Origin of the sequence: Loktanella sp. DJP18 (assembly GCF_049310965.1) — a bacterium.
Lineage (GTDB): Bacteria > Pseudomonadota > Alphaproteobacteria > Rhodobacterales > Rhodobacteraceae > Loktanella.
On the sequence record NZ_JBMERN010000061.1, the window covers coordinates 1 to 22465 of the forward strand.

The window sequence follows — 22465 nt, forward strand, 5'->3', positions numbered from 1 at the left end:
ACAGGTGACCGGCGGCGTCTGCAGCAGGTTCTGTCCAACGTCCTGTCCAACGCGGCAAAGTTCTCGCCGCACGGCAGCACGATTTCGGTCAGGATCGAGCGGGCCGGCCAGCAGACAAGGATTTCCGTCAGTGACATGGGCGTCGGTCTTTCCGATAGCGATTCAGAAAAGGTCTTCGACCGTTTCAGTCAGCTCGATGCATCGGACACCCGCAAGATCGGCGGCACCGGGCTTGGCATGAACATCTCGCGTCGCATCATGGAGGCGCACGGCGGCGTGATCAGATACGCCAAGAATGCTGGCCCGGGCACAACATTCTTTCTAGAGATGTAAGACTGACGATTTGATCTTCGCCTTGAATTGCGTTCGATGAAACGTAGTGAGAGGACGCGCAGTCTTGGTGCCATCAGGCACCGAACAGGCGGCCCTTTTCGGCGACCAGCACGCAGATCAGCGACACCGACGCCAGACCCATGAATCCGACCAGCAGGGGAATCAGCGTGCCGTCGTAAAGGTATCCGACGGCAGCCCCCAGTAACCCGCCACCGAGGGTCTGGGCCGCTCCCAGCACCGACGAGGCGACGCCGGCGACACGGCCCAGCGGTTCCATCGCCATGGCGTTGAAATTGGTCGGAACGAAGCCGAAGCAGCACATCATCAGGATGAACAGCGTCAGGAACAGGGGAAAGGGCGTCGCACCGCCGTAGCCGATCGCCAGCGCCAGATGCACGGCCGCGACTGCGATGAATCCGAGCAAAGCGCCATGCGACAGCCGCCTGATGCCGAACCGTGCGACCAGTCGCGAGTTTGCGAAGGACGAGGCGGCCATGAACAGCGCCACGAGCGAGAAATAGATCGTGAAGTGCGGGCCGATCCCGTAGATGCCGGTGTAGATCTGCTCGGCCTGGCCGATGAACGCGAACAACGCGCCAAAGAACGAGGCCATGGCCAGCGTGTAGCAGAACGCGATGCGGTTGGTCAGCACGATGCCGAACGCCTCGGCCACGGGCTTCAGGCGCAGGGCGCGGCGGTTGGCGGGATCCAGCGTCTCGGGCAGGCGGGCCCAGGTCCAGACCAGCGCAATGATGCCGACAAGCACCATGAAGCCCGACAGCTCGCGCCAGGTGCCGAAGGCCAGCACGATGGACCCAAGGTTCGGGGCCAGGACCGGCATGACCATGAAGACCATCATCACCAGCGACATGACGCTGGCCATCCGCGGGCCTGAAAAGCGGTCGCGCACGACCGACGTGGCGATGACTCGTGTCGCGGCCGCCCCGATGCCCTGGATCAGGCGGGTCAGCAGCAGCGCCTCGAACGTCGGGACGAAGACGGCAGCCACGGCCCCGGCCAGATAGATGCCAAGCCCCGCGAACAGGATCTTGCGGCGCCCGAACCGGTCCGACAGGGGGCCATAGACGATCTGCGCCCCGCCGAAGCCGATCACGTAGGCTGTGATGACGAATTGCCGGCGATTCTCGTCCGCGACGCCAAGGGCGGTGCCGATGTCCTGCAAGGCGGGCACATAGACGTCGATCGCGGCGGCGTTCAGCGCCATCAGCAAGGCGATCATGGCAACGAACTCGACGTAACCAAGGGACGCCGGATCCCTGCGTTGGGCGGCGCTTTGAACAAAACTCATCGGGTCACGTCCGGACATTTACAAAGAATGGTCTCTATCTGCCTCTGACCGGGGGGCTGGCAACCCCGGACCTCGCATAGCCGCCATGCATTTGGCGATTTTTTGACGGAAGCATCATTTTTTCAAGCGATTGCACCGCGTTCTTCCAGCACCTTGCGGGCCACGCGGAAACATTCCAGTGCCTGCGGCACGCCGCAGTAGATGCCGATGACGTGGATGATGGCCCGCAATTCGTCGCGGGTCACGCCGTTGTCCAGTGCGCCGCGGCAATGCAGGTCCCATTCGTGCATCTTGCCCAGGGCACCGATCATCGACAGGTTCATCATCGACCGCGTCTTGGCGTCGATCACCTCGTCACCCCAGCCAAAGCCCCAGCACCAGGCCGTCATCGCCTCTTGAAAGGGGCGGGTGAAGTCGTCGGCCGCTGCCAGGTTCCTGGTGACGTAATCCGCACCCAGTGTCGCCTTGCGCTTCTCCAACCCCTTCAGGAACAGGTCTTCGTCGAATGTGCCGGTCATGGTGTCCTCCGTTGTCGCGACGAGGCTAGTGGAAGTCGCGGCTCTTGGGAATGATGCGCACGTCGCGCGGATGCTGGCGGCCGCCGTTGGGGGCCTGCGGATGCGTCACCTCGTCGCCGCGCCCCATCGCCTGCGGCATGGCGTCGGGGGCCAGCCGCAGCAGGGCGTCGGACCGGTCGGTCAGGGTCTGGGCCACGATATGGATGATCTCGATGTCGCGCTGCACGTAGCCTTCGACGACCAGCAGGCGCGACTGCATCACCGCCTTGCGGAACTGCTCCATCACGGCTGGCCAGACGACGAGGTTCGCCACCCCGAACTCGTCCTCGACCGTGATGAAGCAGACGCCCTTGGCGCTGCCGGGCCGCTGCCGGATCAACACGAGACCGGCCAGCTTGATCTTTCGGCCTTTGTTGAATTTCTGCAAGTCTGCGGTGCTGGAATAGCCTTGTCGTGTCAAACTGCGTCGTAAAAATGACATCGGATGCGCCTTCAGCGACAGCCTCATGGTCTGGTAGTCAGCCACCACCTGCTCGCAGACGGGCATCACCGGCAGCGGCACGGTCACCTCTGCCCCTTCATCACGCCCGCCCCGGAACAGCGGCAGGTCGGGTGCATCGCGCAGCGCCTTCGCCTCCCACAGCGCTTGCCTGCGGTCGATCCACATGGATCGCACGGCGTCCGCCTCGGCCAGTCTGCGCACCACGGGGGCGGTCAGGCCAGCGCGGGTCTTCAGCGCCTCGAGGTCGTCATAGGGCGCATCGCGGGCCGCCATGATCCGCGCCGCCGCGTCCGCCCGCAGCCCGCTAATCTGCCGCAGCCCCAGCCGCACCGCCCAGCCGCTGCGATACGGTTCCAGCGTATTGTCCCAGTCCGAGAAGTTCACGTCCGCCGGCTGCACAGTCACCTCATGGTTCTGCGCGTCCCGCACGATCTGCGCGGGCGCGTAGAACCCCATCGGCTGGGAATTCAGCAGCGCCGCACAGAAGGCTGCCGGGTAATGGCACTTCAGCCAGCTTGAGACATAGACCAGTTGCGCAAAGCTTGCCGCATGGCTTTCGGGAAAGCCGTAGTCGCCGAAGCCCTTGATCTGGTTGAAGCACCGCGCCGCGAACTCCTCATCGTAGCCGCGTTCGACCATCCGGCCGACCATCTTGTCCTGCAACAGCTCGATCGTGCCGCGGCTGCGAAAGGTCGCCATCGCCTTGCGCAATTCATTCGCCTCGGCCGGGCTGAACCGGGCCGCGTCGATGGCGACCTTCATCGCCTGCTCCTGAAAGATCGGCACGCCCAGCGTCCGGCCCAGGATCTTCTTCAACTCTTCCGGGTCATGCGGCGGGGCGGGTGAGGGATAGCTGACAGGTTCCTCTCCCGACCGGCGGCGCAGATAGGGATGCACCATGTCGCCCTGGATGGGACCGGGGCGGACGATCGCGACCTCGATCACCAGATCGTAGAAGGTGCGCGGCCGCAGGCGCGGCAGCATGTTGATCTGCGCCCGGGATTCGACCTGAAAGACCCCGATGCTGTCACCCTTGCACAGCATGGCATAGACCCGCGGGTCTTCCTGCGGAACGCTCGCCAGCGTCCAGTCGTGGCCGTAATGCGCCCGGATCAGATCAAAGCACTTGCGGATGCAGGTCAGCATCCCGAGTGCCAGGATATCGACCTTCAGGATGCCCAGTGCGTCGATATCGTCCTTGTCCCATTCGATGAAGGTCCGGTCCGGCATCGCCCCGTTGCCGATCGGCACCGTCTGGGTCAGCGCCCGTTCGGTCAGGATGAAGCCGCCGACGTGCTGGCCCAGATGCCGCGGCATCCCGATCATCTGCCGCGCCACGATCAGCGTGCGGCGCAGCAAGGGGTCGCTCAGGTCCACGCCGGCCTCTGCCGCGTGGCTCTCGCCGATATCGGTGCCCCAGCTGCCCCAGACGGTCTTTGCCAGCGCCGCCGTCACGTCCTCGGACAGACCCATGACCTTGCCGACCTCGCGGATCGCCGACCGGGGGCGATAGTGGATGACGGTCGCGCACAGGCCCGCCCGGTGGCGGCCGTATTTTTCATAGATGTGCTGGATCACCTCCTCGCGCCGCTCGTGTTCGAAATCCACGTCGATGTCGGGTGGCTCCTTCCGTTCCTCGCTGATGAAGCGCTCGAACAGCAAGGCGTGCTGTGCCGGGTCCACGGCGGTGATGCCCAGCACATAGCAGACCGCGGAATTCGCCGCCGACCCGCGCCCTTGGCACAGGATGCCGCGCGACCGGGCGAACAGCACGATGTCATGGATGGTCAGGAAATACTGCGCGATATCCAGCTTGGCGATCATCGCCAGTTCCTTGCGCAGGGTGGCTTGCGTGACCTCTGCCACGCCTTCGGGATAGCGCGTGGTCGCGCCCTCCCAGGTCAGCTTCTCCAGATGGGCCTGTGGCGTGCTGTCCTTTGGGATCACTTCCGAGGGGTATTCATAGGCCAGTTCTTCCAGATCGAAGAGGCAGGCATCGGCCACCGCACGGGTCGCGGCGATGGCATGGGGCCATTCGGCGAAGAGCTGCTGCATCCGCGCAGGCGATTTCAGATGCCGCTCTCCGTTCGCTTCCAACCGGTAGCCTGCCTTTGCCAGCGTCGTCTTCTCGCGGATGCAGGTCATGACGTCCTGCAGGGGGCGGCGGTCCGGCGCATGGTAAAGCACATCGTTCGTCGCCAGCAGGCGCAGGCCATTCTGCCCCGCCATCCGGTCCAGCCGCGTGATCCGCGCGCGGTCGTCGCCGCGATAGAGGTAGCTCGCCGCCAGATGGCGCAACGTCGGCAGGGCGCGGACAAGCCGGGACAGAGTGCGCCCGAAGCCGCGCAGATCGCGTGGCGGCACGGCGATCAGCTGCACCCCGTCGCTGTGCGCTGCCAGATCCGCCAGCGTCAGATCACAGACCCCTTTCGCCTGCCAGGCCCCGTCGGGGTCGTGCATCCGCCCTTTCGAGATCAGCTGGCTCAACCGCCCATAACCCTGCCGGTTGCGCGGATAGGCGAGGAAGGTCTCGCCGCTCACCAGTGCGATCCGTGCGCCGATGACGGGTCGCATCCCGGTCTTCTTCGCCTCCGTGTGGATGCGCACGACACCGGCAAGGGTGTTCAGGTCAGCGACCCCGATGGCGTCATAGCCCAGGGCCCAGGCCTCTCCCGCCAGGTCGGCGGCGTCAGAGGCCCCGCGCAGAAAGGAAAAGCAGGTGAATAGCCCCAGTTCGACGTAAGGGGCCTTGGGGTTCTTCGCATAGGTGCCATCCTCCGGCAGTGTGTGCCGGGGATGGTGATTGTCGTTCTCAGGCATCGGGGTCGTCCCCCACATCGGGGTTGCATGGGGGCGCTGCCCCCGCCGCCAAAGGCGGCTCCCCCGAGGTATTTGGGACGAGAAGAAGCCCAAACTGCCTGAGGTGGGTCCAGCGTTCCGCAACCCTATGGGTCAACGGAACGCCTTCTCCTCGTGCGGTCATCGGCGCCTCCGCCTGTACCGCCGACTCAGGATGCGCGAAGAGGGTTAAGAAACCCTTGCTTCTTCTCGTCGAAAATACCTCGGGGGGGAGGGCCTTTGGCCCGGGGGGGCTGGCCCCCCCAGCGACGGGGGCCACGGGGCGGTTCACCCGAAGATGCCGTGCACGAACCAGCGTGGCGGCTCCCTGTAGGCGTCACCGTAGACACCGTCGCGGTAGATCCACAGCCTGCGGCAACCGTCGTCCTCGATCCGGTAGTAGTCGCGCAGGCGCGTGCCGGGACGGTCGTTCCACCATTCGGGCGCAATCCGTTCGGGACCGACGAAGCGGGCGATGCGGTGCGAGACATGCCGCCAGCGGAACTGGACCGGCGGCCCTTCCGGTACGGCATAAAGGACGTGGATCTCCTCTGGCGTATCCAGCAGCCGCAGGGGGCGGTCGGTGCAGGGCAGGGCATCGTGACCGCCCGGGGCCTGCGACAGGGCCAGCATCCAGGCGAGGCTGCGTTCGGGGATGTGACTGGCATGCGCGTTAGGTGTGCGTACCGCAGGTGCCCCGAGCCTGGCCGACAGCCGGTCCACCATCTGCGCCAGCGCCGCACCGTCGTCCGCCCGCCCGTCCAGGCCGCTCTGTACCGCGTGCAGCGCCTCTGTCGCCGTGGCGTCGAGGGTGATCAGCTCAAACCCGTAGCCCGGGTCGATCCGGTCCAGCCGGTCATCGAAGAGGCGACGCAAATGCGCCGGGTCGCGGCTGGCACGGGCCGTGGTGGCGGTGACGCGGCTGACCTCTGCGTCCGTGCGGTAGACGGTCACGGTGACCCGCCGCGCCCCGTGGCCCGCCGCCGCAAGGTCGGCGCAGAGCGCCGCACACAGGTCGGCGAGGTAGGGCGTCGGGTCCTGCACCGGCTCTGGCAGGCGGGCCTGTACGGCAAAGCCTGGCGGCTCGAGGCGGGCGCTGACCGGCTCGGCCAGTCGTCCCTGCAACTGGTCCAGCCGCAGCAGCGGATTCTGGGGCAGCGGGGCCTGCGCGAACCGCCGCGCGAGGCTGGGGCGTGGCACGGCGGCGATGTCGCCCACGGTCTTCAGCCCCAGCCGTTGCAGCAGCAGCACGGTGTCCGCATCAAGCCGCAGGGCGCGGACGGGGAGGGGGCCGGTCAGGAGGGCCAGTGTGGCGGGCGTGGCGATGCTGCGCACTGTGCCGAAGCGCGCCAGCGCCCAAGCGGCTCCGTGGGTCGGGGCCATCGCCAGCCGGACAGAGAACCCGAGCGCGCCCAGCGTGCCCTCGATCTCGCGCAGCAGGGCGGGTTCGCCGCCCCAGAGGTGATCGGACCCGGTGGTGTCCATCACGATGCCGTCCGCGCCGTCCACCGCCGTCCAAGGGCACCAGCGCCGCGCCCAAAGGGCCAGTTTATCCAGCGCCTCCAAATCGCCATCCGGGTCGGCGCGCACGACGCGGACCTGAGGGCACAGGGCGCGCATGTCCACGACCCGTGCGCCTGCGTGCAGTCCCGCAAGGGTTGCGGCGCGGTTGGTGGCGCTGACGACGGGGCCATGCGGCCCTTCCACCGCCATCACGACGGGCAGGTCGTCGGGTGGCGCATCCTGGCGGGCGGTGGCCCAGCGCAGCCAGCGGGCCATGGCGAAATCGGCCAGATGCAGGCTGACGATGCGCCGCGACAGTGCCACGCGGTCAGTTGCGGGACCGTCATCGGTGCCGTCCGCCTCTGTCCCGCCGCGTCGCATCACCGGGCTGGCCCCGGAGGGCGTTGCGTTCAGGGTCGGTGCGGTGCGGATGATCCGTGCCATGGGCGTGCGTTCGGTTGCGGTCGATGCAGCCGGATGCAATGCCGCAGGGTCCAGTGCCGTCGCAGCCCGGTCCAGCACGGTCGCGGCACGCTCCAGCAGCGCCGGGGCGGCTGGGCGCAGGTTATCCCCCCCGACCAGCGCCGCAGGCTGCGGCGCGGCCCTGGCGGGGCGGCCCGGAAAGGGTAGGATACAGGTGGCGCTGGCGTCTGTCATGGGGAAGCCTTCAGCCGACCGCACGGGCATTGTCGGGGGCAGTGTGCATGTGGACGCTGTGTGCCAGCGTCACGCCGTCGGTGCCGGGGCTGGCGACCCATTTGCCCGGCGCACGCCCTCGCGCGCGAAACAGGTCCGCCTGCCACAGCGGTGCGCCCGGCGCGCGGTCGTCGTCGGGGTCGCGCATGGCCGCCAGCGAGGTGATGCGCCAGCGCTGGCGCGCGGCGCTCAGGTTCGGGTGTGCGGCGCGGCGGATCAGCAAGGCGGGAATCGCCCGCGCCTCTGCCCGCAGGGCCAGCCGTTTGGTTGCGGTGAAATCCAGCACCGGCGGATCGCCCCAGACCTCGCCCATCACGGCGCAGAGCGCATCGCAGTGCAACCCTTCCTCCATCGCCCAGAGCACGTCGACGGCACGGTTCACGGTCACGAGGATCAGCTTCAGCCCTGCGGGCAGACCGGGAGGATAGGGCTTGCCCGCCTCGCGCTGGGTCATGCGGTCCTGCATCCACAACAGCGGCTTGCCGGTCGCGATCGCCCCCTGCAACTGCTGAAAGGTGAAGGCCGTCACCGCGCCGTCGGCGGCATTGTCGGCAAAGTATTCGGCCAGCGTCGGTTCCGCCCGCGCGGGCGGCGCGCGATCCGCGTCGGGGTCATCCGGGGTCATCCGGGCGGCGATGAAGGGGCTGTTCACGGGCGGCCTCCGATTCCATTTGTTCCGTTTTTGTTCTAGTCCTTCGGGCCGCTTTCGTCAAACCGCGATCTGCGCACCGTTGCGATATGCACAACGTCAAGGCAAGGTGCCGTAACGGCTGCGGATGGCACCGGGATGACCATGAAAACAACTTGTCTGGCGCAAAGAACGGCCCGTCCGGACCGCTCCGGTCGACGTAGTGCCCCAGCGCCATGACCGGGCGGCCATCATCCTCTCACCAAGCGGTGAAGGCGGTGGTCCACTGGTCTGTCTGCGCAATGCCCCAGTCCGCCGTGGCATCGGCAAAGCGGCACTCCGGCCCGCCCTTCAGTGCCACATCCGGCCCCACGCGCATGACGTAAGGTCGAGCGTGCCGTCGCCGTCGATGTCCAGCGGATAGGCCCCCACCGTTTCGAATGCGGCAGAGCGATCCTCGAACCGCACCTGTGCCAGCGCCGGCTGCGCCAGCAGCGCCAATACCACGATAAACCGCATTGTCATGCCCCCAGCAAAGCCTCTGTCGCATCAGCCAGTGCCAGCGCGGTCGCCCCCTGCGCCCAGACCAGATCGCCCCAGACATGGGTCGCGATCTCGCAGGAGGTGCGGCCTTCGGCAAGGGTCAGCGCCTGCATCTCGCGCAGGACCGCGTCGGAATAAAGGTATTCATAACGCATCCGCTCGCCCGCCAGAATGATCAGCGCAGGGTCGAACAACTGCACCACATTGGCGAGCCCCACGGCCAGATAACGCCCGGCGCGGCGAAAGATCGTGGCGGCGGCGGCATTGCCGGCCTTCGCCTCCAGGAACAGGGCGTCGATCATCGCGGCATGGTCGGTGCCGCTTCCGGTCCGGTCCAGCGCCGTTCCCGCCTCGCGGGCAAGGGCGTAATCGGCCAGATACGCCTCCAGACAGCCGCGCTGGCCGCAGCGGCACAGCGCCCCGTCCAGCGCGACCTTGGTGTGCCCCAACTCCATCCCCATGCCGCGCCCGCCGCGAAACAGCCGGTTGTTCAGCACGAGGCCCATGCCGACCCCGTGTTCGACCGTCACGACGGCAAAGTCCGACCGGTCGCGCCCGGTCCCGAACCAGAGTTCAGCCAGGGTCAGCACGTTGGCATCGTTGTCGATCCGCACCGGCACATCCAGCCGGTCCGCCAGCATGGCCGCCAGCGGGGCGTCGCGGCCTGCAATCAGGGGCGACCAGGGCACCTGTCCGGTGTCGTGTTCGACGATGCCGGAAATGCCAAGGCCCACGCCCGCCACATCGCCGATGCTGCGCCGCGCTTCGGAGAGCAGACGGTCGACCAGTGCCGCCAGTTCTGCCACCAGTGCGGCCGCCGGCTTGCGGCCAAGGGCGGTCGGCAGAGTCACATCGGCGACCATCTGACCCGCGAAATCCGTCAGCACGGCGGAATGGCGGGTATCGGCGACCTTGATCCCGATGACGAAGCGGCTGCCGCCTGCGACCCGCAGGGCAACGGGCGGGCGCCCGCGACCGGCCTCGCGCGGCTGATCCTCGACCTCTTCCAGGAACCCCGCCTGAATCAGGTCTGCCGTCAGGGCCGTGACACTGCCTGCGCTGATGCCCAGCCCCCGCGCGATATCGGCGCGGCTGGCCTGACCGCGTCCGCGGACATGAACGAAGACCTGTTGACGCAGTCCGCCCGTCCGGTCAGCCTGCGAGGACAACAGCGGCCCGCACCCCGGCAGATGAGGGACCGAAACGATGCGACCGGCCGCGTCATACATAAACTTCACCCTCCGAAGATAATGCCGCACCTGCACACGCCGCACGGCGGCGACGCGGCCCTCCCGGCGGCATCATCGTCGCTCATTACGCCGGCGGACCGTTTGATTTGCAAGATTATTCCATTGGCATTGCTAAATTATTTTGACAACTGAACTAATATAGGCATTTTGAGCGGCACCGGGTCTCAGGACCCCGAATCCCCGTGATGCGCACGGGACATTCTGTCTGGGAGGACACCATGAACAAGCATATCCTCGCTGCCGTCATCGCGACGGTCGGTTTCAGCTCTGCCGCTTACGCGCAAGACGGCCTCACCGTCGGCGTCAGCTGGTCCAACTTCCAGGAAGAGCGCTGGAAGACCGACGAAGCCGCGATCAAGGAAGCCCTGGAAGCCGCCGGTGCCACCTACATTTCCGCCGACGCGCAGGCCTCTGCCGCCAAGCAGCTGACCGACGTCGAGGCGCTGATCGCACAGGGCGCCGACGCGCTGATCATTCTAGCGATGGACAAGGACGCGATCGGGCCGGCAATCGACCAGGCCGCCGCCGAAGGCATCCCCGTCGTCGGCTACGACCGCCTGATCGAGGACAACCGCGCCTTCTACCTCACCTTCGACAACAAGGGCGTCGGCACGATCATCGCTGAAACCGTCAGTGCCGTTCAGCCGACCGGCAACTATGCCATCATCAAGGGCGACCCCGGTGATCCCAACGCGCAGTTCCTGCTGGACGGCATGATGGAAGTGCTTCAGCCCAAGATCGACGCCGGTGAAGTCACCATCGTCGGTGAAGCCTTCAGCGACGGCTGGAAGCCCGAGAACGCCCAGAAGAATATGGAGCAGATCCTGACCTCGGCCAACAACGAAGTCGACGCCGTACTGGCCGAGAACGACGGCATGGCCGGTGGCGTGATCGCGGCACTGTCCGCGCAGGGTCTTGACGTGCCGGTCGGCGGTCAGGACGGCGACCTTGCGGCGCTGAACCGCGTCGCCCGTGGCTCGCAGACCGTATCCGTGTGGAAGAACTCCCGCGATCTGGGCAAGCGCGCGGCGGAAATCGCCGTAGCCCTCGCTGGTGGCACCGCACTGGCAGAAGTGCCAGAGGCTCAGAAGTGGGCCGGTGGCGAGAATGGCGTGGAAATGGATGCGATCTTCCTCGCACCGACTCCGATCACCGCCGACAACCTGAACCTCGTCATCGACGCCGGCCACATCTCCAAGGAGCAGGCCTGCGAAGGTGCGATGGATACCGTCGCCGCCTGCCAGTAAGCCATGACGTGACCGGCGCGGGGGGCTGACCCCCGCGCCGGTTTTTTCATTTTACGGCAGTTGCTTGCCGTCCGATCCAACAGCGGCAGGTCGCCGGGGCGATGCCCGCTGCGTGACCGTCGCACCGCCATCGTCCCAGCCGCACAGGACCTGCCATGACCGATACCACGAACGCCCCCGCGGCCCCGTCGAATCCGCCGCCGTCACAGGCGACGGACAAGAGCGTCTGGTCGCGCTTCCTGACCGCGACCGAACTCGACACGCGCCTGATCGGCATGGTCGTCGCGCTGATCCTGATCTGGGGCGGCTTTCACATGTATGGCGTGCTGGTGAACGGGCAGGGTTTCTTCCTCACGCCGCGCAACCTGTGGAACCTCTCTGTCCAGACATCGTCCATCGGGATCATGGCGACGGGCATGGTGCTGGTCATCATCACCCGGCACATCGATCTGAGCGTCGGGTCTATCCTGGGTTTCACCGCGATCCTGATGGGCATGATGCAGGTCCGGATCCTTCCGGAATACCTGGGCCTCGGGCATCCGCTGATCTGGGTCATCACGGTGATATTCGGCATCATCTGCGGCATGCTGATCGGCGCTTTTCAGGGTAGCCTGATCGCCTACGGTGGCATTCCCGCCTTCATCGTGACGCTGGGCGGTCTGCTGGTCTGGCGGGGCTGCGCGTTCCTCGTCGCGCGGGGCGAGACGATATCGCCCGTCGACAGCACCTTTACCTTGCTTGGCGGCGGGCCTTATGGGGCCGTCGGGTCCACGGGATCGTGGATCGTCGGTGCGATCATCTGCGCCGGCGTGATCTTCATGATCGTCAATGGCCGCCGCCAGCGCACCAAGTTCCAGTTCAAGCAGCGGCCGGCCTGGGCCGACAGCTTTCTTGCCATCCTTGGCTGTGCCACGGCCATCGGAGCCGTGCTGCTGGTCAATTCGTACCCTTGGCCGACGGGCATCGTGCGCCAGTATATTGCCGCCAACGATCTGACTGTCGAACCCGACAGCCTGTTCATCAGCCACGGCTTCGCCATTCCGGTGCTGATCCTGATGGTCGTCGCGGTCGTGATGAACTTCGTGATGAACCGCACCCGGTTCGGCCGCTACGTCTTTGCCATCGGCGGCAACCCCGAGGCCGCGGCACTGGCCGGCATCGACACCAAGTGGATGACGGTCAAGATTTTCGCGATCATGGGCGGCCTGGCAGGCCTGTCCGCCGTCGTCGCCTCGGCCCGCCTGAACTCTGCCACCAACGCGCTGGGCACGCTGGACGAGCTTTACGTCATCGCGGCCGCCGTCATCGGCGGCACGTCGCTGGCGGGGGGCGTCGGCACGATCTTCGGTGCGATCCTGGGTGCGCTGGTGATGCAGTCGCTGCAATCGGGCATGGTGCTGATCGGCTTCGACGCGGGCATGCAGCAGGTCGTCGTCGGCTCCGTGCTCGTGCTCGCCGTCTTCCTCGACATCCTCTACCGCCGCAAATCGAAGTAAGGGCCAGATATCATGAGCGACCAACCTCACATCGACCGCACCGGCACCCCACTTGTCGAAATGCGCAACATCTCGATTTCCTTCGGCGGCATCCAGGCCGTCGACGACGTCACCGTGGACCTGTATCCGGGCGAAGTCGTCGGCCTGCTGGGCCACAACGGGGCCGGCAAGTCGACGCTGATCAAGATCCTGTCCGGTGCCTACGCTGCCGACAGCGGAGAGATCTTCGTCAATGGCGAGAAAGCGACGATCAACAACCCCCGCGACGCGCGCAACTACAACATCGAGACGATCTACCAGACGCTCGCACTTGCCGACAACCTGGACGCCGCCAGCAACCTCTTTCTGGGGCGCGAGTTGATGACGACCTTCGGGCGCGTCGACGACGCGCAGATGGAGGCGGAGTGCCGCAAGATCATGAAGCGGCTGAACCCCAACTTCAAGAAATTCGCGGAACCCGTATCGGCCCTGTCCGGCGGCCAGCGCCAGTCCGTCGCCATCGCCCGCGCGGTCTATTTCGACGCCAAGATCCTGATCATGGACGAACCGACCGCCGCTCTGGGCCCGCAGGAAACCCAGATGGTCGCGGAACTGGTGCAGGAATTGAAGCGGCAGGGCCTTGGCATCTTCCTGATTTCACACGACATCGCGGACGTGATGGACCTGTGCGACCGGGTCAGCGTGATGAAGAACGGCCAGCTTGTGGGAACCGAGAACGTCGCGGACGTGACGGACGACGACATCCTCGGCATGATCATCCTCGGCAAGAAACCGCAAAAGGCTGCTTGAATGTATATCGGACTGGACCTCGGCACCTCGGGGATTAAGGGCATCGTCATCGACGATGCGCAGGCGGTGCTGGCAGAGGCGACCGCGCCGCTGACAGTGCAACGCCCCCACGACGGCTGGTCCGAACAGGACCCCGCCGACTGGATCGCGGCATCAGAGGCGGTGATGGACAGCCTAGCAGGGCAGGTCGACATGGCAGCGGTGCGCGGCATCGGCCTGTCGGGCCACATGCACGGGGCGACCTTGCTGGACGCCGCCGACAAGGTTCTGCGCCCCTGCATCCTGTGGAACGACACGAGGTCGGCCCGCGAAGCCGCAGTGTTGGACGACAATCCCGACTTCCGTCGACTGACCGGCAACATCGTCTTTCCGGGCTTCACCGCGCCGAAACTGGCTTGGGTCCGCAACCATGAGCCCGACGTCTTCGCCAAGGTGGCGATGGTGCTGCTGCCCAAGGACTACCTGCGCCTTTGGTTGACCGGAGAGCATGTCACCGAAATGTCCGATGCCGCCGGGACAAGCTGGCTGGACGTCGGTGGGCGTTGCTGGTCCGGCGACCTGCTGGCCGCGACCGGCCTCGACCGGGATGCGATGCCGCGCCTTGTCGAAGGCTCCGCCGTTTCGGGCAAGGTCCGCGACACGCTTGCGACCCGTTGGGGCCTGAAGGACGTCGTCGTGGCGGGCGGCGGTGGCGACAATGCCGCCAGCGCCGTAGGCGTCGGCATCGTGAAGCCGGGGCAGGCCTTCGTCTCGCTGGGCACCTCTGGCGTGCTGTTCGCGGCATCGGACGCCTACCAGCCCGACGCGGCCTCTGCCGTGCATACCTTCTGCCATGCGCTGCCGGACACCTGGCACCAGATGGGCGTGATCCTCGCGGCCGCGGATGCACTGAATTGGTGGGCCGGGGTCGCTGGCGAAGATGTCGCCGCGCTGACCGGCGCGCTGGGCGATCTGCGCGCGCCCTCGCGCACGCTGTTCCTGCCTTATCTGGGCGGCGAGCGCACGCCGCATAACGACGCCGCGGTGCGCGGTCAATTCCTACACCTCGATCACGCCACCGACCGTGCCGCCATGACGCGCGCCGTGCTGGAAGGCGTCACCCACGCCTTCCGCGACAGTTTCGACGCGCTGACCGGCACCGGCACCCGCATCGACCGCCTGATCGGCGTCGGCGGCGGCACGAAGTCCGACTATTGGGTGCAGGCCATCGCCACGTCGCTGGGCCTGCCCATCGATCTGCCCGTCGCGGGCGACTTCGGCGGTGCCTACGGCGCCGCGCGCCTTGGCCTGATGGCCGCGACCGGTGCGGGCGTGGAAGCCTGCGGCACCCCGCCCATCGCCCGCACGGTGGACCCCGTCATCCCCCTGCACGACGACTTCCTGACGGCCCATGCGCGGTATCGGGCGGCCTACAGGGCGGTCCGCGATCTGGACTGAGGGCGGAAGGGGCGCTGCCCCCGGCTGCGCCTCCCCCGCAATATTTTCGACCAGATGAATATGGACGGTTGCGCGATAAGAAAAAGGCCCGGCGCATCCCGCGCCGGGCCTTCCGTGTTGCGGAGGGCGGCCCTGAGGATCAGTTCAGTTCGGCCTCGTATTCCGTCGCAAGGCGCGCGTTGACGGCCTCGATCTCGGCCAGGAAGGAATCGAGGACCTCTCCGCCGCCGTCGACGTTCGTGCGGAACCACTCCTGCACCGGGGCTGCGGCTTCCTGGAAGGCTGCCTTTTCCTCGGCCGTCGGGACGTAGACCGTGCCACCGGCGGCGGCAAAGGCCTCATAGGCTTCGATCGACTTGCGCTTGGGGCTGGCGAATGTCGCCTGCTGCAACTGATAGAAGCCGTCGGCCACCACCTTGCGCAGATCCTCCGGCATCTCCAGGAACTTCGCGTTGTTCATGAACCACAGCGCGCCCATGTAGGCGTGCTGGTCCAGCGTCAGGTTCTTCAGGCCCGCATCCGGGAACTTCATCGACATGATGTCGGTGATGCCGTTCGCGGTGCCTTCGACCACGCCGGTCTGCAGCGAGGTGAACAGTTCGGGCCACGGAATAGCGGTGGGCGAGGCACCGAGGGCCGTGGCCAGCACCTGTGGCAGCTCTGCGGGGACCGTGCGGATCTTGAGGCCCGCCATGTCCGCCGGGGTCGCGACCGGCGTGGTCGTCGTCGCGATGTTGCGCCAGCCACCGGTGTTGCCGATCGTCATCAGCCGGATCTGGTCGCCAGAGCTTTCCAGCACGCGGGCCCGCATGTCGGCCACGAAGTCGGACCCGTTGTCCAGCACGGCCTCGGCCACGCGGTCGTCGGCCATCAGGTAGGGCAGATCGAGGACCTGCACGAAGGGGAACAGCGACGCGGTGCCGCCCGAGGTCGCGATGTAGATGTCGATGGACCCGTCGGCCACACCCTGCAGACATTCCTCGCCGGTGGAACACAGCTGCGTGCCGATGAACATCTCGACGGCGATCTGGCCGTTGGAGGCGGCTTCCACGTAATTCTTGAAGACCACAAGGCCGTCGTAGTCTTCGTCGTTCTCGTTGCTGTTGGCGGTGGCACGCAGGGTATAGGCCGCGTCCTGCGCCCAGGCCGTGGCGGCGGTGGATGCCAGCAGGGCGGCGGTCAGCGCGCCGGTGATCAGGTGTTTCATGGTTCTCTCTCCCGTTTTTCGGTTCTGGTATATTGACGTGTCGTATCAGTTGGCGAAACCGGCCAGACGCGGAATCGTCATGGAAATCGCGGGGATGTAGGTGATCAGGAAGATCACCGCGACCTCCACCGCGAGGAAGGGCAGGATGGCGCGGGCGATGGTCTCGACCCGTTCGCCGCTGACGGTGGAGGCGACGAAGAGCACCAGTCCCATCGGCGGCGTGGCGAGGCCGACGGTCAGGTTCACGGACATGATCATGGCGAAATGGATCGGATCGACGCCGAGGCTGACGAAGATCGGACCCAGGATCGGGCCGAGGATGATGATCGCCGGACCCGCATCGAGGAACATGCCGATGACGAACAGCAGGATGTTGATCAGAAACAGCAGGACCAGCGGGTTGCTGGACAGCGACAGCATGAAATCCGCCAGGATTTCGGGGGCGTAGGACAGGGATACCACGGTCTTGAAGGCGACCGCGGCACCGACCAGCAGCAGCACCGCGGACGTGCCGAGTGCTGCCTTGCCCAGCACGGACCACAGATCGCGCAGGGTCATGGCGCGCAGCACGAAGAAGCTGACGATCAGGGCGTAGCCGACCGCGACGGCAGACGCCTCGGTCGGGGTGAAGATGCCGATCAGGATGCCGCCCAGGATGATGATGGGGGTCTGCATCGGGGCCACGGCCTTTTTGCAGATCAGGCGGAAATCGTGACTGACGCGGGCCCGGTAGCCCAGCAGGATCAGGTGCGCGGGGATCAGCATGACCCCGAACAACAGCAGGCCAGGCATGGCGTCCGCGCCGGGGATCAGGCGGGCAAGGGCATAGAGAAGGTAGCCAATGTTCAGCCGCAGCAGGATCAGGCTGACCCAGTATTCGGTCAGGCTGATCGTCTGGCCGTGGTGGACGATGCGTTCGGCCTTGGGCAGATCATAGCGGTCGGCCATCAGCCAGACGGTGGCCATCAGGCCCAGCCCGATCAGGATGCCCGGCACGATGCCCGCAAGGAACAGGGCAGCGACGCTTTCGCCCATGACGTAGGCGTAGATGATCATGATGCCGCTGGGCGGGATGATCGGCCCGATGACGGAGCTTGCGGCGGTGATCGCGGCAGCGAAGCGGCGGGTGTAGCCGTTCTTCTCCATCGCGGGGATCAGGGTGGAGCCAAGGGCGGAGACATCGGCGACCGCCGACCCGGACATGCCCGCGAAGAGAAAGCTGGACAGGATGTTCACATGCGCGAGGCCGCCGCGCAGGTGGCCGATGAAGGCCTGCGAAAACTCCACGAGGCGCATGGTGATGCCGCCGCGGTTCATGATCTCGCCCGCGAGCATGAAGAACGGCAAGGCCATCAGCGGGAAACTGTCCATCCCGCTGTAGAGGTTGCGGTAGAGACCGGCGACCACGTTGCGGGTATCGCCTTCGGCCAGGATCACGGCGATGGGCGAGACCATGAGCGCGAAGACGATCGGCAGGCCGATCAGGATCAGGATCAGGAAAAGGGGGAGGAACCAGAGCAGCATCTATTCGGCCATCACGGTCGTATCGCCCAGCGGCTTCAGCCGCGCACCGCCGCCCAGCAGGCTGATGACCTGTCGCAGCATCAGTTCGACGTTCACGAGGATCAGCAGGTTCACACCGACCCAGAGCGAGGCGAACATCCATGAGTTGCGAAACCGGACCGGTTCCCCGCCGATCCAGTCGAGCGGCAGGCGCAACGACGGCATCTGGCCTCGGCCCGACAGGCTGACAACATGGTTGTGCAGCCCCCGGTCCCACATGATGACCAGCACCCAGAGCGATACGGCCAGCAGGGCGAGCGCCAGGAGGCCGGCCATGATCCGGGGCAGGGCGCGTTCCAGCATGTCGATCGCGACGAAACCGCCCTGGCGGTAGGCGACCGGGGCCAGCAGGCCGGTCATCCAGAGCATCCCGAAGCGGGCAGCTTCCTCGGTCCAGCGGGGGGCATCGTTGAGGACGTAGCGAAAGAACACCTGCCCCAGGATGAAGGACACCATGAGTGCCAGTGCGACGATCGCCAGCACCCGGCCCAGGCCAAGCAGGACGTCGTTGATCTTTTGCAGGGGCCACAGAACCCCGAACAGGACCGGCATCACCGGCTCCTCCCCTGTTGTGCCCGGTACCCGGGCGTTGCCCGTTCTTCGCGAAGAACCGGAAGTGGGGGGCCAGCCCCCCGTCGCGTGCCGCGCCTCCCCCCGGAGTTTACCCGGCCAGATGAATGAAGGCGTCAGTCCTGCATGGCAAATGTGCCGTATTTTCCGGCGTGAAAGACCAGCGGGTCGCCCCCGGTATGGTGCGCCTTTGTCACGCGGCCGACGACGATGACGTGGTCGCCCGCATCATGCGTGGCCTCGAGGCTGCATTCGAAGGTGGCCAGCGCGCCTTCGATCAAGGGCATCCCGCAATGCGACAGGTGCATCGGCACCCGGGCGATGGCGGTCTTGGAGCCGATGATCGCCGCACAGATGTCACGCTGAGAAGCCGACAGGACATGCACGGCAAAGCGGCGCGACCCAGCGAAATGTTCGAACCGCTTGCTGGATTTCGCGGGCGACCACAGCACCAGAGGCGGGTCGAGCGATACGGAGGCGAAGCTGTTCGCCACGATGGCGACGGGGCCGTCCGGGCTATCCGTCGTCACGACCGTGACGCCGGTGACGAAGGTGCCGAGCGCACCGCGAAAGCTGTCGGGCGCGGTGGCCGGGTTGAACGATTGAATCGTGCCTGCGTCCATCAAGGAACCTCTTGTCCGAGTGCGGCGGTATAGAGCTGATACCACGCCTGTCGGCTCATGTTGATCTTCAGGGCGTCGGACAGCGTCGCGATCCGGCTCAGGGTATTGGTGCCCATGACGGGCAGGATATGCGCAGGATGCGCCAGCAGCCACGCGACCGCAATGGCTGCCGTATCGGTGCCGTGCGCTTCGGCCATCGCCACCATCATCTCGTGCAGGTCAGGGCCATTGGCCCCGTCCATCAGCCGCCCGCCGCCCAGCGGCGACCAGGCCATGATCGGCGTGCCGTGCTGCTGGTGATGCGCCACGTCGCCGTTCGTCAGCGGGTCGAGGCTGGCCAGCGACAATTCGATCTGGTTGGTCGCCAGCCGCGTGTCCATTGCCGATTGCAGCAGCGCCCAGTCCCAGGGCCGGAAGTTCGACACACCCACGGCACGAACCTTGCCCGCGGTCACGAGCTCGTCCAGCGTGCGCCCCGTCTCATGGTGATCCATCAGCGGATCGGGGCGGTGGATCAGCAGCAGGTCGATCCGGTCCAGCCCCATCAGCGACAAGGACGCATCGACAGAGGCTTCGATATGCGCCCGGCTGGTATCGTAGTATTTCACCGGTGCGCCCGCGTGGCGGCCCGCGTCGATCACGATGTCGCACTTGGTCACGACCTCGATGTCGGATCGCAGGTGCGGAGCCTGTTTCAACGCGGCGCCCATGATCTCTTCCGCACGGTAGCCGCCGTAGATGTCGGCCTGGTCCATCGTCGTGATGCCCTGTTCGAGGCAGGCCTCGATCTTGGCCTGCACATGGGCGGGACTGGTGTCGTCGTCGTCGCCCAGCCGCCACATGCCATAGACGATGCGGCTGAAATCGAGGTTTTCGGTGATCTTGATGCGGTTCATCGGCGGGGTCCTGCGCCAAGCGGCGTCTGCGGTGTGGTGGCGGGCACGAGGCCATAGGCTTCGGGCAGCGCACAGGTCTTCAGGTGCGGCATGACCTTTTGGCCGAAATGCTGCGCTTCTTCGATATGCGGATAACCCGAGAAGATGAAGGCACGGATGCCCATTTTTTGGTAGCTCTCGATCTTGGACAGGATCTGGTCGGTGGACCCCACCAGTGCCGCACCACAGCCTGACCGCGCCCGTCCGATTCCCGTCCACAGCCCTGGTTCCGTATAGCCGAACTGATCCGCCAGTTCCCGCGCGCGGGCCTGATGTGCGACGCCAAGGCTGATGCTGTCATGCGCCCGGTCGCGTATCAGCTTGCCGTATTCGTCGTCCAACTTGCTGGCGATATAGTCGGCGTATTCCTTGGCCTCGGCTTCCGTGTCGCGCACGATCATGTGCACGCGCAGGCCGTAGTCCAGCGTGCGACCATGGGCTGCCGCACGGGCATTCACGTCGCGCATCCGTTGGGCCAGCACGTCCTGCGTTTCAGGCCACATGAGATAGACGTCGCATTGTGCGCCGCACAATTCCAGCGCGTCAGGGGAATAGCCGCCGAAGTACAGCAGCGGTCCGCCTGTCTGGTAGGGCTTGGCCGGATCGGTGGAAACCCCTTTGAAATCATAGATCTCGCCGGTGAAGTTGATCTCGTCCCGGGTCCAGGCCTGGCGCAGGATTTCCACGACCTCGTGACTGCGGCGATAGCGGTAGGCGCTGTCAGACTTTTCGCCCGGGAAATCCGACGAAATGACGTTCAGCGTCAGACGGCCCTTCAGCATGTGGTCCAGCGTCGCGACCGTGCGGGCCAGCATGATCGGCTGCATCTCTCCACAGCGGATGGCGGCGAGGAAGTTGATCCGGTCGGTCAGCGGTGCCATCGCGGCGACATAGGACAGTGTATCCTGCCCGACCTGATAGGACGAGGGCGCGAGAATATTGCGGAACCCCTGACGCTCTGCTTCCAGCCCGATATCGCGGCAATGCGCCCAGCTTGACCGCAGATCGTCGTCCGGCACGCCAAGGAGCTGATAGTCGTCGGAACAGAGCGCCGAAAACCACGACACTTCAGCCGCGTCCAGGTCCGGGCTGGTGATCGGGACGATGGTGTCGGTCATGGCGTTCCTCCTGACACCTTGCGTAGCATGGGTATCGAAGTGTAGCAATGCTGTATCAATCGGGATCGCCCCGTCCGTCAGGACCGCAACGTGCCAGCCTCCGCCACCCTGCCGAAATATATCCAGATCAGCGAACGGCTGATCCGCGACATCGCGGCCGGCCATCTGGCCGACGGCGCGCGCCTGCCGCCAGAGCGCGAGATGGCCTGCAACCTTGGCCTGTCGGTGGGCACCCTGCGCAAGGCGCTGGCCGTGCTGGCGGACAAGGGGCTGCTGGTGCGCGTGCAGGGGTCGGGGAACTACATCCGCCATGTCGCCGGCGTCAGCTCGGTCTATGGCTTTCTGCAGTTGGAACGGCGCGGCGGTGGCGGCCTGCCCACGGCGCAGGTCCTGACGGTGGACCGCCTGCCCAAGCCCCGCGACGCCCCTGTCTTCGGACCCGACACCCACGGCTGGCGCATCCGCCGTCTACGCCGGCTGGACGCCACCCCGGTGGCGGTCGAGGAGATCTGGCTCGACGCCGCCCGCGCGGCCAACCTGACCGCCGACGATCTGTCGGAGTCGCTTTATCTGCATTACCGCGACCGGCTGGGACTAGTGATCGCGGCGGTCGAGGATCGCGTCGGTCAACGCGCCGTCCCGGATTGGGCACCGGCGGATTTTCCGCCACCCGTCGGTGTGCCCTGCGCCCATGTCACGCGCCTTGGCCGTGACGGCGACGGCGCGCGGGTCGAATTCTCGCGCACCTGGTTCGATGCGGACCGGGCGCGCTACATCTCTCGCATGGGAAAAGGCTAGGACAGTGAAGACCTTGAATTACGGGATCATCGGCTGCGGAATGATGGCGCAGGAACACATCCGCAACATCGCGTTGCTGGGGGATGCCGCGGTGGCCGTCGTCCACGATCCGATGCCCGATCTGGCGCAGGCTGCGGCAGCGCTTGGCGGTGGCGCGCGGGTCGCGGACAGCCTTGACGACCTGCTGGCCGATCGCTCCCTCGACGCGCTTGTCATCGTCAGCCCGAACGACTGCCACGTGCCGCAGTTGCGCCAGATCGTGGCGACCCGGCCGCTGCCGATCCTGTGCGAAAAGCCGCTGTTCATCACCCCGTCGGACCGGGCAGAGGTCGAATCGCTGTTCGCCACCTATCCGCACCCCGTCTGGGTCGCGATGGAATACCGCTACATGCCGCCTGTCGCCGCCCTGATCGCGCAGGCCGAGGCCGCGACCGGCGGCATCCGGATGCTGACCATCCGCGAACACCGTTTTCCCTTCCTGCCCAAGATCGGCGACTGGAACCGCTTCAACGCCCGCACCGGCGGCACGCTGGTGGAAAAGTGCTGCCATTTCTTCGACCTA

The 22465-nt window shown here is 66.1% G+C and carries 20 protein-coding genes; 7 read left to right on the plus strand and 13 right to left on the minus strand.

Features of this window, described 5'->3' with window-relative positions; all coding sequences use genetic code 11:
• A partial coding sequence (locus tag ACOI1H_RS15880) for a sensor histidine kinase (RefSeq protein WP_422438814.1) occupies window positions 1-333 on the plus strand: 333 nt, incomplete at its 5' end.
• 73 nt (window positions 334-406) lie between these two features.
• Here the strand turns inward: ACOI1H_RS15880 and ACOI1H_RS15885 are convergent.
• From ACOI1H_RS15885 to ACOI1H_RS15915, 7 genes are all read right to left on the minus strand, one after another.
• The gene (locus tag ACOI1H_RS15885) at window positions 407-1642 is read right to left on the minus strand and encodes a multidrug effflux MFS transporter (protein WP_422438815.1); all 1236 of its coding nucleotides are present in this window, start codon (window positions 1640-1642) and stop codon (window positions 407-409) included.
• Window positions 1643-1764: 122 nt separating this feature from the next.
• Window positions 1765-2160, minus strand: a complete 396-nt coding sequence (locus ACOI1H_RS15890; protein ID WP_422438816.1) for a carboxymuconolactone decarboxylase family protein — start codon at window positions 2158-2160, stop codon at window positions 1765-1767.
• A gap of 25 nt (window positions 2161-2185) precedes the next feature.
• Window positions 2186-5482, minus strand: a complete 3297-nt coding sequence (locus ACOI1H_RS15895; protein WP_422438817.1) for an error-prone DNA polymerase — start codon at window positions 5480-5482, stop codon at window positions 2186-2188.
• Between the two features lie 306 nt (window positions 5483-5788).
• Window positions 5789-7660, minus strand: coding sequence for a Y-family DNA polymerase (locus ACOI1H_RS15900; protein ID WP_422438818.1), 1872 nt, complete (start codon window positions 7658-7660; stop codon window positions 5789-5791).
• A gap of 10 nt (window positions 7661-7670) precedes the next feature.
• Window positions 7671-8351 (minus strand): ImuA family protein, encoded by a 681-nt coding sequence (locus tag ACOI1H_RS15905; RefSeq protein WP_422438819.1) that lies wholly within the window; start codon window positions 8349-8351, stop codon window positions 7671-7673.
• 327 nt (window positions 8352-8678) lie between these two features.
• Complete coding sequence (locus ACOI1H_RS15910; protein WP_422438820.1) at window positions 8679-8852, minus strand: hypothetical protein; 174 nt, start codon at window positions 8850-8852, stop codon at window positions 8679-8681.
• Complete coding sequence (locus tag ACOI1H_RS15915) at window positions 8849-10099, minus strand: ROK family protein (protein ID WP_422438821.1); 1251 nt, start codon at window positions 10097-10099, stop codon at window positions 8849-8851. The genes ACOI1H_RS15910 and ACOI1H_RS15915 overlap by 4 nt, the downstream gene beginning before the upstream one ends.
• Window positions 10100-10338: 239 nt before the next feature.
• Here ACOI1H_RS15915 and ACOI1H_RS15920 point away from each other — a divergent pair, with 239 nt between their 5' ends.
• From ACOI1H_RS15920 to xylB, 4 genes are all read left to right on the plus strand, one after another.
• Window positions 10339-11367 (plus strand): substrate-binding domain-containing protein, encoded by a 1029-nt coding sequence (locus ACOI1H_RS15920; RefSeq protein ID WP_422438822.1) that lies wholly within the window; start codon window positions 10339-10341, stop codon window positions 11365-11367.
• Window positions 11368-11522: 155 nt separating this feature from the next.
• Window positions 11523-12863, plus strand: a complete 1341-nt coding sequence (locus ACOI1H_RS15925) for a sugar ABC transporter permease (protein WP_422438823.1) — start codon at window positions 11523-11525, stop codon at window positions 12861-12863.
• Window positions 12864-12875: 12 nt separating this feature from the next.
• Window positions 12876-13652 (plus strand): ATP-binding cassette domain-containing protein, encoded by a 777-nt coding sequence (locus ACOI1H_RS15930; protein WP_422438824.1) that lies wholly within the window; start codon window positions 12876-12878, stop codon window positions 13650-13652.
• Entirely contained in the window at window positions 13653-15089 is a 1437-nt protein-coding gene (gene xylB / locus ACOI1H_RS15935) for a xylulokinase (RefSeq protein ID WP_422438825.1), read from the plus strand. It abuts the gene before it with no gap.
• A gap of 139 nt (window positions 15090-15228) precedes the next feature.
• On the opposite strand, the gene dctP is transcribed toward xylB, so the two are convergent.
• From dctP to ACOI1H_RS15965, 6 genes are all read right to left on the minus strand, one after another.
• Entirely contained in the window at window positions 15229-16296 is a 1068-nt protein-coding gene (dctP, locus tag ACOI1H_RS15940; protein ID WP_422438826.1) for a TRAP transporter substrate-binding protein DctP, read from the minus strand.
• Between the two features lie 45 nt (window positions 16297-16341).
• Window positions 16342-17820 carry a TRAP transporter large permease gene (locus tag ACOI1H_RS15945; RefSeq protein WP_422438827.1) on the minus strand — a complete coding sequence of 493 codons (1479 nt, stop codon included), beginning with the start codon at window positions 17818-17820 and terminating at the stop codon, window positions 16342-16344.
• Window positions 17821-18411: a TRAP transporter small permease gene (locus ACOI1H_RS15950; protein ID WP_422438828.1), complete on the minus strand. Its 591-nt coding sequence runs from the start codon at window positions 18409-18411 to the stop codon at window positions 17821-17823.
• Window positions 18412-18545: 134 nt separating this feature from the next.
• Window positions 18546-19052: a flavin reductase family protein gene (locus ACOI1H_RS15955; protein ID WP_422438829.1), complete on the minus strand. Its 507-nt coding sequence runs from the start codon at window positions 19050-19052 to the stop codon at window positions 18546-18548.
• Window positions 19052-19948, minus strand: a complete 897-nt coding sequence (locus ACOI1H_RS15960; RefSeq protein ID WP_422438830.1) for an aldo/keto reductase — start codon at window positions 19946-19948, stop codon at window positions 19052-19054. The genes ACOI1H_RS15955 and ACOI1H_RS15960 overlap by 1 nt, the downstream gene beginning before the upstream one ends.
• The gene (locus ACOI1H_RS15965; RefSeq protein ID WP_422438831.1) at window positions 19945-21105 is read right to left on the minus strand and encodes an LLM class flavin-dependent oxidoreductase; all 1161 of its coding nucleotides are present in this window, start codon (window positions 21103-21105) and stop codon (window positions 19945-19947) included. Before ACOI1H_RS15965 ends, ACOI1H_RS15960 begins: the two co-directional genes overlap by 4 nt.
• Before the next feature lie 90 nt (window positions 21106-21195).
• Between ACOI1H_RS15965 and ACOI1H_RS15970 the strand changes: the two genes are divergently transcribed.
• Together ACOI1H_RS15970 and ACOI1H_RS15975 are read left to right on the plus strand one after the other, a co-directional pair.
• Window positions 21196-21903 carry a GntR family transcriptional regulator gene (locus ACOI1H_RS15970; RefSeq protein WP_422438832.1) on the plus strand — a complete coding sequence of 236 codons (708 nt, stop codon included), beginning with the start codon at window positions 21196-21198 and terminating at the stop codon, window positions 21901-21903.
• A 4-nt stretch (window positions 21904-21907) separates the two neighbouring features.
• On the plus strand, window positions 21908-22465 hold a 558-nt coding region (locus ACOI1H_RS15975), incomplete at its 3' end, for a Gfo/Idh/MocA family protein (RefSeq protein WP_422438833.1).

Bases quoted from the DNA above. Each gene is read 5' to 3' on its own strand.
- ACOI1H_RS15915 (WP_422438821.1), bottom strand. From the start codon at position 10,099: ATGTATGACGCGGCCGGTCGCATCGTTTCGGTCCCTCATCTGCCGGGG.
- ACOI1H_RS15910 (WP_422438820.1), bottom strand. From the start codon at position 8,852: ATGACAATGCGGTTTATCGTGGTATTGGCGCTGCTGGCGCAGCCGGCG.
- ACOI1H_RS15960 (WP_422438830.1), bottom strand. From the start codon at position 19,948: ATGAACCGCATCAAGATCACCGAAAACCTCGATTTCAGCCGCATCGTC.
- ACOI1H_RS15930 (WP_422438824.1), top strand. From the start codon at position 12,876: ATGAGCGACCAACCTCACATCGACCGCACCGGCACCCCACTTGTCGAA.
- ACOI1H_RS15945 (WP_422438827.1), bottom strand. From the start codon at position 17,820: ATGCTGCTCTGGTTCCTCCCCCTTTTCCTGATCCTGATCCTGATCGGC.
- ACOI1H_RS15925 (WP_422438823.1), top strand. From the start codon at position 11,523: ATGACCGATACCACGAACGCCCCCGCGGCCCCGTCGAATCCGCCGCCG.
- ACOI1H_RS15900 (WP_422438818.1), bottom strand. From the start codon at position 7,660: ATGACAGACGCCAGCGCCACCTGTATCCTACCCTTTCCGGGCCGCCCC.
- ACOI1H_RS15895 (WP_422438817.1), bottom strand. From the start codon at position 5,482: ATGCCTGAGAACGACAATCACCATCCCCGGCACACACTGCCGGAGGAT.
- xylB (WP_422438825.1), top strand. From the start codon at position 13,653: ATGTATATCGGACTGGACCTCGGCACCTCGGGGATTAAGGGCATCGTC.
- dctP (WP_422438826.1), bottom strand. From the start codon at position 16,296: ATGAAACACCTGATCACCGGCGCGCTGACCGCCGCCCTGCTGGCATCC.
- ACOI1H_RS15955 (WP_422438829.1), bottom strand. From the start codon at position 19,052: ATGGACGCAGGCACGATTCAATCGTTCAACCCGGCCACCGCGCCCGAC.
- ACOI1H_RS15950 (WP_422438828.1), bottom strand. From the start codon at position 18,411: ATGCCGGTCCTGTTCGGGGTTCTGTGGCCCCTGCAAAAGATCAACGAC.
- ACOI1H_RS15890 (WP_422438816.1), bottom strand. From the start codon at position 2,160: ATGACCGGCACATTCGACGAAGACCTGTTCCTGAAGGGGTTGGAGAAG.
- ACOI1H_RS15965 (WP_422438831.1), bottom strand. From the start codon at position 21,105: ATGACCGACACCATCGTCCCGATCACCAGCCCGGACCTGGACGCGGCT.
- ACOI1H_RS15885 (WP_422438815.1), bottom strand. From the start codon at position 1,642: ATGAGTTTTGTTCAAAGCGCCGCCCAACGCAGGGATCCGGCGTCCCTT.
- ACOI1H_RS15920 (WP_422438822.1), top strand. From the start codon at position 10,339: ATGAACAAGCATATCCTCGCTGCCGTCATCGCGACGGTCGGTTTCAGC.